Source organism: Streptomyces sp. SN-593, assembly GCF_016756395.1.
Lineage (GTDB): Bacteria > Actinomycetota > Actinomycetes > Streptomycetales > Streptomycetaceae > Actinacidiphila > Actinacidiphila reveromycinica.
Window position 1 is genome coordinate 4,411,627 of sequence record NZ_AP018365.1, and the last position, 13,273, is coordinate 4,424,899.

Annotated in this window: 11 protein-coding genes; 6 read left to right on the top strand and 5 right to left on the bottom strand. The window is 72.9% G+C overall.

Annotated features, from left to right (window positions below):
- The first annotated feature begins 127 nt into the window (after positions 1–127).
- Positions 128–1,105 carry an LAETG motif-containing sortase-dependent surface protein gene (locus tag RVR_RS18535; RefSeq protein ID WP_202234911.1) on the top strand — a complete coding sequence of 326 codons (978 nt, stop codon included), beginning with the start codon at positions 128–130 and terminating at the stop codon, positions 1,103–1,105.
- A gap of 74 nt (positions 1,106–1,179) precedes the next feature.
- Here RVR_RS18535 and RVR_RS18540 read toward each other — a convergent pair whose 3' ends face one another.
- Both RVR_RS18540 and RVR_RS18545 read right to left on the bottom strand, forming a co-directional pair.
- Entirely contained in the window at positions 1,180–1,743 is a 564-nt protein-coding gene (locus tag RVR_RS18540; RefSeq protein WP_202234912.1) for a hypothetical protein, read from the bottom strand.
- 198 nt (positions 1,744–1,941) lie between these two features.
- Entirely contained in the window at positions 1,942–4,041 is a 2,100-nt protein-coding gene (locus RVR_RS18545) for an ATP-binding SpoIIE family protein phosphatase (RefSeq protein ID WP_202234913.1), read from the bottom strand.
- Between the two features lie 121 nt (positions 4,042–4,162).
- Between RVR_RS18545 and aspS the strand changes: the two genes are divergently transcribed.
- The gene (gene aspS / locus RVR_RS18550; RefSeq protein WP_202234914.1) at positions 4,163–5,929 is read left to right on the top strand and encodes an aspartate--tRNA ligase; all 1,767 of its coding nucleotides are present in this window, start codon (positions 4,163–4,165) and stop codon (positions 5,927–5,929) included.
- A gap of 86 nt (positions 5,930–6,015) precedes the next feature.
- Here the strand turns inward: aspS and RVR_RS18555 are convergent, their stop codons facing one another.
- Positions 6,016–7,194, bottom strand: coding sequence for a methyltransferase domain-containing protein (locus tag RVR_RS18555; RefSeq protein WP_202234915.1), 1,179 nt, complete (start codon positions 7,192–7,194; stop codon positions 6,016–6,018).
- A gap of 7 nt (positions 7,195–7,201) precedes the next feature.
- Complete coding sequence (locus RVR_RS18560; protein WP_202234916.1) at positions 7,202–7,339, bottom strand: hypothetical protein; 138 nt, start codon at positions 7,337–7,339, stop codon at positions 7,202–7,204.
- Between the two features lie 413 nt (positions 7,340–7,752).
- Here RVR_RS18560 and RVR_RS18565 point away from each other — a divergent pair, with 413 nt between their 5' ends.
- The 4 genes from RVR_RS18565 (at position 7,753) to RVR_RS18580 (ending at position 11,441) form a co-directional block, all read left to right on the top strand.
- Complete coding sequence (locus RVR_RS18565; RefSeq protein ID WP_237404832.1) at positions 7,753–8,766, top strand: NsdA family TPR-like regulatory protein; 1,014 nt, start codon at positions 7,753–7,755, stop codon at positions 8,764–8,766.
- Positions 8,767–8,993: 227 nt separating this feature from the next.
- Positions 8,994–9,512, top strand: a complete 519-nt coding sequence (locus RVR_RS18570; RefSeq protein WP_237404833.1) for a SigE family RNA polymerase sigma factor — start codon at positions 8,994–8,996, stop codon at positions 9,510–9,512.
- Entirely contained in the window at positions 9,502–10,305 is an 804-nt protein-coding gene (locus RVR_RS18575; protein ID WP_202234919.1) for a hypothetical protein, read from the top strand. Before RVR_RS18570 ends, RVR_RS18575 begins: the two co-directional genes overlap by 11 nt.
- A gap of 368 nt (positions 10,306–10,673) precedes the next feature.
- A complete protein-coding gene (locus tag RVR_RS18580) occupies positions 10,674–11,441 on the top strand; it encodes a L,D-transpeptidase family protein (protein ID WP_202238761.1) in 768 nt (255 codons plus the stop codon).
- 66 nt (positions 11,442–11,507) lie between these two features.
- Here RVR_RS18580 and metG read toward each other — a convergent pair whose 3' ends face one another.
- Positions 11,508–13,247, bottom strand: a complete 1,740-nt coding sequence (gene metG / locus RVR_RS18585) for a methionine--tRNA ligase (RefSeq protein WP_202234920.1) — start codon at positions 13,245–13,247, stop codon at positions 11,508–11,510.
- Positions 13,248–13,273 lie beyond the last annotated feature (26 nt).

The following is a 13,273-nucleotide window of genomic DNA, read 5'->3' on the forward strand; positions in this document are numbered from 1 at the left end:
CCGCCCGGAGGCGGCGAACGCCCGCTGAACGTCCGGCGAACAGTGCTCCGGCGGCACAACGGCCCGTACGCCCCTGGGGTCCCACAGGCGTCACCCACGTCCGCGACACCCCGCGAGGACCCCGCTCATGAAGATCCGCCCCACCCTGCCGGCCGCCGCCACGGCGGCCGTGATCGTCCCGGCCGTGCTGCTGGGCGCCACCGCAGCGGCTCACGCCGACTCCGGACCGGCCGCCTCCGCGACGGCGCCGCCGGCCGCGTCACCCGAGGTCACCCCGACCACCGCGCCATCCTCCCCCTCGACCACGGCGACGGGCCCGGCGACGACCCCTTCGGCGTCCGCCCCCGCGACGCCCGCGTCCGGCGGCGGATCACTGCCGTCCTGCACCAGCGCGCCCTCGTCCGCGATCCGGTTCACCCTCAGGGGGCTGCCGTCCGGCATCGCGCCCGGCGACGGCTGGCACACCTTCACGCTGACCGTGGCGGGTACCGGCGACCAGGCGCTCGGCGCGATCGACGCGGCGGTCAGCGTCCGCAACGGTGAGGACAGTCAGAACGACGACCTCTACGACGACGCGTACCTGGAGTACTGGGACCCCACGGCGACTGCCACCGGCGGCACATGGCTCAGCCTGAAGGACGAGGGCAGGGACGACATCCGCGAGACCGGGCTCATCTACGGTTCGACCACGCTGAGGTCCGCGCACGCGTCCGCCGACCTGAGGTTCAGGATCCGGCTGACCGCCGGCGCCACCCCCGGTCCCGCCTGGGCGGACGGCGGCGGCACCTACGTGGACACCGCGAAGAACTGCACCCGGGGTAGCAGCACGGAAGCCGGTTTCCAGGTGCTGGCGGCCGGTGCGCAGGGCGGTTCCGGCGGGACCACGGCGCCCGCCTCCTCCGCGGGCTCCTCGTCCTCCGGCGCCGGCGCGACCCCGGACGGCGGGACCTCGGACGGGACGGCCCCGGGCGGCGGGACCCTCGCGGAGACCGGTACCTCGTCCGCGACGCCGGTGATCGCGGCGGTCGGCGGTGCCGCGGTGCTGGCCGGCGCGGTGGCGGTCGGGGTGGTGCGGCGCCGCGGGAAGGGCTCCCCGGCGGCCTGATCCTCCCGGCGGGGCCGACCGCCCGCCCGGGCCCTTGCGCCCCGGGCGGGCGGCCGGCCGCCGTCCACCGGCGCCTACTCGGGCGGCGCGGTCGTCCCGCTCCCCTCGGCGGGGGCGGTCTCCTCGGCGGGGGCCGCCTGCTGCGCGGGTACGGCGGCGGGGGGAGCAGCGGGGGTCCCGGCGGCCGGGGCGGTCGAGGTGGTGGCCTGGGCGGTCGGTGCGGTTGGCACCGCTGGTGCGGTCGGCGCTGCTGGCGCTGCCGGCGCGGCGGCACCCGTGGCCGCGGTGGCCGCCGCCGTCGCCGGTGTCTTCGGCGGAACCTTGGCCGTCACCTGTGTACGGGTCCACATCGCGATCAGCGCGGACGCCAGGCTCATCACGGTGGACTGCTGGTCCGGGGTCCAGTGCAGCCCGAATCCGATCGCGAGCGACATACCCGCCTGGAGGAGTCCCAGTATCGCCGCGTTGACGCCGTCGTGGACGCTGACGGCGACCAGCAGGCCGACGACCGCGGCGGCGAACGCGTTCACCACCGCCTGCTGCTTGTCACTGAGATCCAGCCCGAACGCCGTGCTGAGCTTGACGATCACCGCCAGGAGCGAGAGCCACAGCGCGGGCTCTCTCCCGAGGATCTTCATGTGCTGCTCCGTTCAAAGGAGTTGGAGTACCCACCCGACCACACGTCCTCCGGGCCGCCTCCTCCTACCCCACCCCGTCCCGTCCGAAGCCGCGGCCACCTTGCCCCGTCCGCAGACGCCGCCACCCCGCGCCACCACCCCGCGCCGGCGAACGGCGCGGGGTGGCGGGCAGGGTGCGGCGCCGGTGCGGCGCCGGCGTCAGGGGCGGGACTCGAAGAGGTCGAACCAGATGGACTTGCCGTCGCCGCGGGGTTCGACGCCCCAGGCGTCGGCCAGTTCCTCGATGAGGAAGAGGCCGCGGCCGGAGGACGCGAGCTCGCCGGGGGAGCGGGGGTGCGGCATGTCGTCGGAGCGGTCGGCGACCTCGACCCGGAGGCGGCGGGTGCCCGGCATGCCGATCACCTCGGCGGTGAGCACCGCGTCGTCGTCGGTGTGCACCAGGACGTTGGTGATCAGCTCGGAGACGAGCAGTACCGCGGACTCGAACTGGTCCGGGGAGGACCAGTCGTGCAGCAGCGAGCGGACGTCGTCGCGCGCGGAGCGGATCTGCCCGGGGTCGGACTGGGAGACGGTGAGCACGGTGCGCCGTATCGGCACCGCGCACGTCGGCCCGTCGGGGTCGCGGCGCAGCAGCAGGAGGGCGATGTCGTCCTCGCGGCGGTCGGCCAGCGGCCCGGTGGTGTGGTGGGAGGCGGGGCCGTGCACCGCCCGCACCAGGGAGTCGGCGAGCTGCTCCAGGTCCTCCGCGGGGCCCGCCTCGAAGACCTCGCGCAGCCGCAGCCACCCGGTGTCCAGGTCGTGGCCGCCGGTCTCGATCAGCCCATCGGTGCACATCAGCAGCACCTCGCCGGGTTCCAGCACCAGCCGGCTGGTCGGGTAGTCGGTGTCGGGCTCGATGCCCAGCGGCAGCCCGCCGGCCACCCGCCGGGTGATGGTGGTGCCGTCACCCAGCCGGATCGCCGGTTCGGGGTGCCCGGCGCGGGCCACCTCCACGGTGCCGTCCGAGGGATCGACCTCCATGTAGAGGCAGGTCGCGAAGCGCACGTCGGCGGTGCCGCCGGGTGTGTCGGGCGAGGCGTCGGCGCCCAGCCCGGCCAGGAACCGCGAGGTCCGGGAGAGCACCGCGTCCGGGCTGTGGCCCTCGGCGGCGTAGGCGCGCAGCGCGATCCGGATCTGGCCCATGATCCCCGCGGCCCGCACGTCGTGCCCCTGCACGTCGCCGATGACCAGGGCGGTACGGCCGGACGGCAGGCCGATCACGTCGTACCAGTCGCCGCCGACCTGGAGGCCGCCCCCGGTCGGGACGTACCGCGCGGCGACCGCCATCCCGTCGATCTCGGGCTCGCGGGCGGGCAGCATGGTGCGCTGGAGGCCGTCGGACAGCGCCCGCTCCGACTCGTGCAGGTGGGCGCGGGACAGCGCCTGCGCGAGCATCCGGGCCACGGTGGTGAGCACCGACCGCTCGTCGGGGGTGAAGTCCACCCGCTCGCGGAACGCCGCCATCCAGGCGCCGATGGTCGACCCGGCCACGGTCAGCGGCAGGTACGCCCACGACGAGCGGCCGTACGGCTTGATCAGCGGCCAGCTCGTCGGGTACCGCTCCTCGTACGCCTCGGGGCTGGGCAGGTAGACCGCCTTGCCGGTGCGCACTGCGGTGACGGCGGGGTAGTCCGTGGTCAGGGGCATGTCGACCAGAAAGGGCGGTTCCGGCCCCTGGTGGCCGACGAGCGAGAGCCGGTCACCGTCCAGGCCGAAGACGGCCAGCCCGTCCGGCGAGAAGCCGGGCATCGACAAGGTGGCCGCGACCCGCAGCACCTCCGCGGTGGAGTCGGCCTCGGCGAGCGCGCGCCCGGCGTCCAGCAGGAACGCCTCGCGGGCCCGCCGCCAGTCGCCGCGCGCCTCCCGGGTGCGGGCCAGTACCGGCGGGCCCGAGCCGTGGCCGCGCCCGCCGTACGACGGGCCCGGCTCGCGGATCTCGTGCAGGCTGCCGCTGAGCACCGGGCCCTGCGGTCGCAGCCTCGCCCGTACGGTGCGCTCCACCCGGCCGCTCTCCCCGACCACGCGCAGCAGCGCCTCGGCGACGGTGCCCTCGGCGGCGGCCAGCGACACCGCGCCGGCCAGCGCCACGTAGTCCGTCGGGTGCAGCCGGGCGCGCACCTCCGACGACCGGCGGGTGGCGGCTCCGCCGGACAGTCCGAGCAGGCGGGCCGCACGGCCGTCGACCGCGACGGTGCCGGTCGATTCGTCCCACTGCCACAGCCCGTAGCCGGCGGCCGCCAGGACGTCCTCTGTGCGCATTTTCCCAGTTTATGGTGCTGGTGGTGGTATGGGCGAATAGATCCCCGTGGAAGCCGGGGGGAGGGGCGCCGGTAGGCTGAGACCCACGGAATTCCCGACACCCACGCCTAGGACGAAGCTGATGCACCGGTACCGGTCCCACACCTGCGGCGAGCTGCGCGCCACCGACGTCGACACCGACGTCCGCCTGTCCGGCTGGCTGCACAATCGCCGTGACCTGGGCGGCATCCTCTTCGTCGACCTGCGCGACCACTACGGCTTCACGCAGCTCGTGGTGCACCCCGGCTCCCCGGTATACGACCAGCTCAGCGGCCAGTCCAAGGAGTCCGTGCTGCGGGTGGACGGCCGCGTGCTCGCCCGCTCGGCGGAGAACGTCAACCCGGAGCTGCCCACCGGCGAGGTCGAGGTCGAGGTCACCTCGCTGGAGGTGCTGGGCGCGGCCGACCCGCTGCCCTTCCCGGTCTTCCCCGAGGACAACGCCAACGAGGAGATGCGGCTCACCAACCGCTTCCTGGACCTGCGCCGCCAGCGCATGCACCGCAACCTCATGCTGCGCACCCAGGTGATCTCCTTCCTGCGCCGCGAGATGACCGCGCTCGGCTTCAACGAGATGGCCACGCCGATCCTTTCGGCCACCTCGCCCGAGGGCGCCCGCGACTTCCTCGTGCCCTCCCGGGTGCACGCCGGCAGGTTCTACGCGCTGCCGCAGGCCCCGCAGCAGTTCAAGCAGCTCCTGATGATCTCCGGGTTCGACCGCTACTTCCAGATCGCGCCCTGCTTCCGCGACGAGGACTCCCGCGCGGACCGCTCGCCCGGCGAGTTCTACCAACTCGACGTCGAGATGAGCTTCGTGGAGCAGGAGGACGTCTTCGGCGTCATCGAGAAGGTGATGACCGACCTGTTCACCGAGCTGGGCGGCGGCCGCACCGTGACCTCGCCCTTCCCGCGCATCCCGTTCCGCGAGTCGATGCTGAAGTACGGCAACGACAAGCCCGACCTGCGCACCTCACTCGAACTCGTCGACGTCTCCGGGATCTTCGCCGACTCCGACTTCAAGGCGTTCGCCGGCAAGCACGTACGCGCGCTGGCCGTGCCCGACACCGCCGACCAGCCGCGGAAGTTCTTCGACTCGCTCGGCGACTACGCGGTCTCGCTCGGCGCGAAGGGCCTGGCGTGGGTGCGGGTCGGCGACGAGAACAAGCTCACCGGGCCGATCGCGAAGTTCCTCACCGAGGACGACACCGCCGCGCTGCTCGCCGCGGTCGGCGCGAAGGCCGGCACCGCGATCTTCTTCGGCGCGGGGGAGTTCGACGAGGTCTCGAAGATCATGGGCCCGGTGCGGGTCGAGGCGGCCCGCCGGGCCGGGCAGTTCGACGAGGGCGTCTTCCGCTTCTGCTGGATCGTGGACTTCCCGATGTTCGAGCGGAACGAGGACACCGGGGCGATCGAGTTCTCGCACAACCCCTTCTCCATGCCGCAGGGCGGCCTGGAGGCCCTGCGCACCAAGGACCCGCTGGACATCCTCGCCTGGCAGTACGACATCGTCTGCAACGGCATCGAGCTGTCCTCCGGCGCGATCCGGAACCACGAACCCGACGTGATGTACGAGGCGTTCGCGATCGCCGGGTACACGCGGGAGACGGTCGAGGCCGAGTTCGGCGGGATGCTCCGGGCGTTCCACTACGGCGCGCCCCCGCACGGCGGGATCGCCCCCGGCGTGGACCGCATGGTCATGCTGCTGGCGGACGAGCCGAACATCCGGGAGACCATCGCGTTCCCGCTCAACCAGAACGCGCAGGACCTGCTGATGGGGGCGCCCTCCGAGGTGCCCGACACCCGCCTGCGCGAGCTCAACCTCCAACTGCGCAAGCCCACCCAGAAGAGCTGACCCGGTCCTCTGCCCCTGGCCGGCCGGCGGCCCTGCTCCGTGCGCCTCGGGGAAAGGCGCACCGAGCACCGCCTGCCGGCCGGGAGCTACGCCCCGAGGACGGGAACGATGTGATCCGGGCCGTCCAGCCACACGTGCTGCCCGGCCGGCTCGACCGTGAGCCCGAACCTCTCGAACCCTGGCCGTCCCTGCTCCTCCCACCAACGGCAGGCGGACTCCACCTCGTCCCAGAGGTTCCGGGGCCCGGACTGGTAGACCTCGAACTCCTCGCGGCCCGGAACGTAGTCGGCAGTCGCCCACGACGTGACGTCCGTGTCCCGCAGCCACAGCGTGTAGGAACCGTCGTCGTATGTCTCGGCCCACGGGAATGCCTCGGGAACCTGCACCCCGATGGCGAACATGACCGGCCAGTCCCCCACCGATTCCGGGGAAAGCCCGGTCACGCCACGCCGTCCGTCCGCGGGCCACGCCCGCCCGCCGAGGTACGCGCGGACGTGCTTCCGCCGGGAGCGCTGAGCGCGTAGCCGCATGAACGCCGAGGAACCGAGGAAGGGGCCGGTGGCCGTTCCGTCCTCGGCGACCGTGAGACGAACCACCGCCTCCCCGCCGTACGTCGGCCCCCACGGCGCGACGACGAGCCCGCCGGGTCTTGTCTGTGCGATCCATTCCCGCGGGATCCGGCCCACGGACGCCGTGGCGATCACCCGGTCGTACGGCGCACCCTCGGGGTATCCCCCGGCCCCGTCGCCGACCACGGTCAGAGGTGCGTGACCGGCCGATTCCAGCCGGGCCCGCGCATCCCTTGCGCTCTCCCCGTCCACCTCGACCGTCACCACGTTCTCGGCACCGAGACGGTGGGACAGCAGGGCCGCGTTCCAGCCGGTACCGGTCCCGATCTCCAACACCCGGTTCCCGTCTTGGACGTTCAGCGCGTCCAGCATCGAGAAGACCATGGTGGGCATGGAGTTGGAACTGGACGGGATCCTTCCCTTCCCCGGTCCGGTGTAAGTGCCGTCGTCCCACTGGGTCGTGATCGGCGCATCGCGGTAGACAGCCCGCCACCAGGTGTCCGGGTCCTCACCCCGGATCACCCGGTCGTCCTGCCGGTTCATCCCGGCCCGACCGGGCCAGATCGCGTCCGGAACGAACAGGTGCCGAGGGACCGCGTGGTATGCGGGCAGCCAGTCGCTGCCCAGTACTCCCTTTTCCACGAGTACGGAGGCGAGCCCTTCCGGACCCGCCCCCTTTTCGCTGTGCGTGCTCATCGAGTCGTCAGCGACCGTCCGCCGGGCCCTGGCCGTCGTTGGTGTTGCCGCCCTCGTCGGAGCCGCCCCCACCGTGCTTGTTGCCGCTGTCGCTGTCGTCCTGCGGATCACCGCTGTCCGCCATGGTGAGCCACCGAGCGTGCATGTCGTATCTCCCGTTTCGGCGAACCGACACGCGTCCACGTGTCGGGCGTTTTCCGCCCCTGTCAGAAGGGCCGGAGTCTGTAGCTGCTCCACCCCACGTGGGGATGCCGTCCACTGACGGCGTCGGCGCCGTCGGCTGCTCCCCAGCGTCCGACCGGGGCGAGTCCATGACCAGCGGCCACATGTAAGCCGACTGTCGGCCAGACTGCATCCATGGGGAGCGCTATGGGGCCGAACATTCGCCGGGAGCGCCAACGCCTGAGGTGGAGCCAGTCACGGCTGGCGCGGGAGATCTCTCGGGCAGCAGGCATCGCAGGTGATCCGGTCGGACGGCAGGGAATCAGCCGATGGGAGACAGGGAAGCGTACTCCGCGCGAGTGGCTGCCTTTCCTCGCGGCTGCCCTCGGTGTCCCCGTGGAGACGCTCTCCGGGCCGCCGGCGCCCGCAGAACCGCACGTCCCGACCCTCGCCGACTTCCTGCCCCCGGAAGACCCGCTGGAGCGGCTGGGGGGCCGTACGGGCGGGCGAGTGGGGGGCGGTCAGGTGGACGACCTGCGACGGCGGGTACACGGCCTGCGCCTTGCCGACGACTTCCTGGCCGGGGGTGATCTCATCCGTCCTGCGCTCCGCGATCTCCGAAGAGCTGTTCGCATGTACCGGGAGCACTCGTTCTCCGAACTGACGGGTCGTCGGTTGTTGGCCTGCATCGCGGAACTGGCGCAGATCTCCGGCTGGATCGCCTCGGACGCGGGCCGGTACGAGGAAGCGGAACACATCTACCGACTCGGTCTCAGCGCTGCGGCCCAGGCCGGGGACCGGACGCTGGCCGGGAATCTCGCCGGGTCCTTGGCCTACCAACTCAGCAATACCGGCCGGGAGTCGGACGGGCTTGACCTCGCCCGCGCTGCACTGGACGGGGCCGGGCCGCATGCTCTCCCGAAGGCGCGTGCGCTGTACGGTGACCGACTGGCCTGGTCGGCCACGAAGGCGGGTGGAACCGGGAACGCACAAGCGGCAATGCGCGCCCTCGGGGAAGCGGGCGAGGCGCTGGCCCAGGACAGCGAGGGGACCGAGTCGCCGGGCTACCTGTATTGGGTGGACGCCGGAGAACTACGGGTCATGGAAGCCCGTGTGTACACGGAGCTACGCCGGCCGCTGCGGGCCGTTCCCCTCCTGCGAGGCGTCCTTGACGCGTACGACGCCACGCACACGCGGGAGATGGCGCTCTACCTCTCGTGGCTCGCTGTGGCCTACGCCGACGCGAACGAACCCGAGGAAGCGGCGGTCACGGCGGACCGCATGTTCACGCTGGCGGCCGACCTTGCCAGCGAGAGGACGGCCGAACGGGGGCGGCTCGTTCTCGCTCGGCTCGCAGAGTTCCGCGAGGTTCCGGAAGTCCGCGCGGTTCTCCGCTCCCATGCGGCCTAGAACCCGCCAGGAGGCGTGGCCTCTGGCGGTGGATCCGTCCGCAGGGCGATCGGTCTCGGGCAGTGGAACCGGAGCACCGGACACGCCGGCCGCACCCTGATCCGCTCGCCGCGCGGTTTTGCCGTGCCCTTTTTTCGGCGCCGGCGGATTTTCTTCGGGCTCTTTTTCGACGCGAGGCAACCTCTGGAGGGGGCAGACGTGTTGGAGGGGTGTGGAGAGGACAGACGTTGAGCGAACCCGGGTTCGAGGAGTGGGTGGCGGCGAGGGGCCCTCGGCTCCTCCGGGTCGCCTGGCTGCTCACGGGCGACGCGCACCTCGCCGAGGACCTGTTGCAGACGGTGCTCGCCCGCACCTGGCCGAAGTGGCGCCGGATCGCGGGCGGGAACCCGGAGGCGTACGTCCGCAGGGCGCTGGTGCACACGCACGCGTCCTGGTGGCGGCGCAGGTGGCGGGGCGAGGTGCCGCACAGCCGGGTGCCGGAGCGGGCGGCGGACGAGGACCCGTACGCGAGCGTGGAGTTGGAGCAGACGCTCGGGGTGGCGGTGCGCGCCCTGCCGGTGCGGCAGCGGGCCGTCGTGGTGCTGCGGTACTTCGAGGACCTGACGGTGACCGAGACCGCGGAGGTGCTCGGCTGCTCGGAGGGCACCGTGAAGAGCCAGGCGTCGAAGGCGCTGCGCTCGCTGCGCGAACGGCTGCCCCCGGCGGTGGCGGTCCCGGGCCCGGGGGCGGATGGCGATGACCGATGAGGAACGCGAGCTGAGCGACCTGCTGGAGCGGGTGGTGCCCCAACTGCCGGCGCCCGCGCAGCGCTGGGAGCGGGTCCGGGAGCGGATGCGGCGGCGCAGGAGGCGCCGGGCGGCGGTCGGCGCGTCGGTGACCACGGTGGTCGTGGTCGCGGCGGCCGGACTGCTGCTGCCCCAGGTGGGCGGCGGCCCGGGCGCGTCCCCGTCCGGGACGCGCGTGGGGGCGGGTTCCGGGCCGGTGGGTTCCGGGGCGGCGGGCGCCGGCGCGCCGACCGGGAGCACCGCCGCGACCGGCGCCCCCGCGTCGGACGGACCCACCCCGAGCAGCACGCTGCTGGCGACGGCGCCCTCGGGCTACCGCCTCTACCTCTACCCCGACCTGGCCGGGCTGCGGCTGACGGTGCCGCACGCCTGGTACGCCCTGAAGGCCGGCACGAGCGCGGAGTACGTCTCCACGCAGGCCCTCGCGGTGCCGGAGGGGGGCTGCGACCACGCGCTGGACGACTTCTGCACCCCGCTGGTGCACCGGCTCGACCGCGGCGGCGCACTGCTGCAACTGAGCGTCGTGCACGGCTCGGCCATGGCGGACAAGTTCCGCCTCACCGGCCGCAGAGTCGACACGGCCCCGGTGGCCACCGCATGCAGCACCGTGGGCGGCACCGTCCAACTCACCACCGTCCTGACCGGACCCGGCGACGGCGACGACCTGGTCACGGTGACCGCGTGCCTGGCGCAGCCCACCGCCGCGCAGCAGGCGCGGGTCCGCCACGTACTGAATTCGGCCGACTTCACGTGAGCCGGCCGCCGAGGAAAGGCCCCCACCCGATCATGCCCGCAGACCGTCCCGCCCGCCGGAGCACGCCCGTCCGACGCGCGCCCGACCGCGGCACGACCCCCGACCTTGCGACGACCCCCCTGGCCACGGCCCCTGACCTGGACCTGGCTCCGGGCCTCTTGGCCATGGCTTCTGACCTGGACCCGGCTACGGGCCCCCTGGCCACGGCCCCTGACCTGGACCCGGCTGCGGGCCTCCTGGCCACGGCCCCCGGCTCCGCCATCGCGCCGGGTAGGCGGCCCCCCGGAACCGGTACGAAGCCCGGGCGCCGTACCCGGGCCCTTCGTCCGGCCGGCCGTGCGGCCCGCCCCGGCCCCGCCCGGACCGCGCTGGCCGCAGTGGCGCTGACCGCGGCCGGCGCCCTGCTCGCCGGGTGCGCCGCCGCCAGCGGCACCGGGGCGCGGCCGTCCCGCCTGGCGGAACAGGGACCGCTGGCCTCCCCCGTGGGCGCCGCCGCCGGCCGGGACGCGCCGCGCCCCCTGCCGACGACGCCCGCCGCGGCCACGCTGCCCGGGGTCGGCCCGAGGACCCTCGCCCAGGTCCCCGCCGACGCGCGGCAGGTGGTGCTCGTCACCGGTGCCGGCCATGACTCCTCGACGTCGAAGGTGCAGCTCTTCGACCGCGCCGACCCGGACGCCGGCTGGACCGCGGCCGGCCCGGTCTGGTCCGCGCACAACGCGCTGGACGGCTGGAGCAGCGACCACCACGCCGGCGACCTGCGCTCGCCGATCGGGGTGTTCACCCTCACCGACGCGGGCGGCCGGTACGCCGACCCCGGCACCAAGTTGCCCTACACCCACTCGCCCGCCGGCTTCAGCTCGCCCGGCACCGGCTTCGACGGCGAGTCGCTCGCCGACGCCTTCGACTACGTGATCGCGATCAACTACAACCGCAAGCCCGGCACCTCCCCGCTGGACTGGACCCGTCCGCTCGGGTCCTCCCGCGGAGGAGGCATCTGGCTGCACGTCGACCACGGCGGCCCCACGCACGGCTGCGTCGCCCTGCCGGAGTCGGTGATGAAGACGCTGCTGCGCACCCTGGACCCGGCGAAGCACCCGGTGGTGGTGATGGGAGACGCGAAGTCCCTGTCCGTCTGACCGGCCCGGGAACGAGCCGCCCGCGACGCAGGAGGCCCCGGCGACCGCCGGGGCCCGGCCCGCGTGCTACGCGGTCGCGTCCGGGTCGCCGCCGAAGCGCTCGGTGTACCCGGCCAGGTCGTCGTCGGTGATCTTCGCGAAGAGGACCGGCGGCACCGTGAACGGGGTGCCGGCGGGCAGCGTGGCCAGCGCGCGGGCCTGGTCGGCGGTGACCCACGGCGCGGTGTCGCCGGGCAGGTCGAAGGCCGCGCGCATGGCCCGGGCCGAGGCCGGGATGAAGGGCTCGGAGAGGACCGCGTAGAGGTGGATGAGGTTCATCGCGGTGCGCAGGGTGAGCGCCGCGCCCTCCGGGGAGGTCTTGATCTCCATCCAGGGCGCCTTCTCCTCCAGGTAGGAGTTGCCCGCGCTCCACAGCGCCCGCAGCGCCTGGGCGGCCTTGCGGAACTGGAGGGTCTCCATGGTGCCCTCGTACTCGGCGAGGAGTGTGGAGATCTGCTCGCCGAGCTTCGCCTCCGCCGCGCCCGGGGCGCCGCCCTCCGGCACCGCGTCGCCGAACCGCTTGCGGGAGAAGGACAGCACCCGGTTGACGAAGTTGCCGAGGGTGTCGGCGAGGTCCTTGTTGACCGAGGAGGTGAACAGCTCCCAGGTGAACGAGGTGTCGTCGGACTCCGGCGCGTTGGCCATCAGGAAGTAGCGCCAGTAGTCGGCCGGCAGGATCTCCAGCGCGGCGTCGGTGAAGATGCCGCGGCGCTGCGAGGTGGAGAACTTGCCGCCGTAGTAGTTCAGCCAGTTGAACGCCTTGACGTAGTCGACGCGCTTCCACGGCTCGCGGGTGCCCAACTGGGTGGCCGGGAACATCACGGTGTGGAAGGGGACGTTGTCCTTCGCCATGAACTCGGTGTAGCGGACCGGGTCGTCGCCGCCGTCCGCGTCGTACCACCACGACTTCCAGTCGCGGGTCTCGCCCTCGCCCGCGGCGTCGGCCCACTCCTTGGTGGAACCGATGTACTCGATGGGGGCGTCGAACCAGACGTAGAAGACCTTGCCCTCGGCGGCCAGCTCCGGCCAGGTGTCGGCGGGCACGGGCACACCCCACTCGAGGTCGCGCGTGATCGACCGGTCCTGGAGACCCTCGGTGAGCCACTTGCGGGCGATCGAGGACGCCAGGGTCGGCCAGTCCCCGCTGCTGGCGTCGATCCACGCCTCGACCTCGCCGGCCAGCTTGGACTGGAGGAGGAAGAGGTGCTTGGTGTCGCGGACCTCCAGCGCGCTGCTCCCGCTGATCGCCGAGCGCGGCTCGATCAGGTCGGTCGGGTCGAGCACGCGGGTGCAGTTCTCGCACTGGTCCCCGCGCGCCTTGTCGTAACCGCAGTGCGGGCAGGTGCCGACGATGTAGCGGTCGGGCAGGAAGCGGCTGTCGGCCAGCGAGTAGACCTGCCGGACGGTGCGCTCCTCGATGAAGCCGTTCTCGTGCAGGGTGCGGGCGAAGCGCTGGGTGATGTCACGGTTCTGCGCGGAGGAGCTGCGGCCGAAGTGGTCGAAGGACAGCTCGAAGCCGTCGTAGATGGCCTTCTGCGCGTCGTGCGCCTGGGCACAGAACACATCGACCGGCAACCCCGCCTCCTTGGCGGCGAGTTCGGCGGGGGTGCCGTGCTCGTCGGTTGCGCAGATGTACAGCACCTCGTGTCCGCGGTCGCGCAGATAGCGCGCGTACACGTCCGCCGGGAGCATGGACCCCACCATGTTGCCCAGGTGCTTGATCCCGTTGATATAGGGCAGGGCTGAGGTGATGAGGTGACGAGCCATTGCAGGCTGCTCCCAATTCGTTGCGC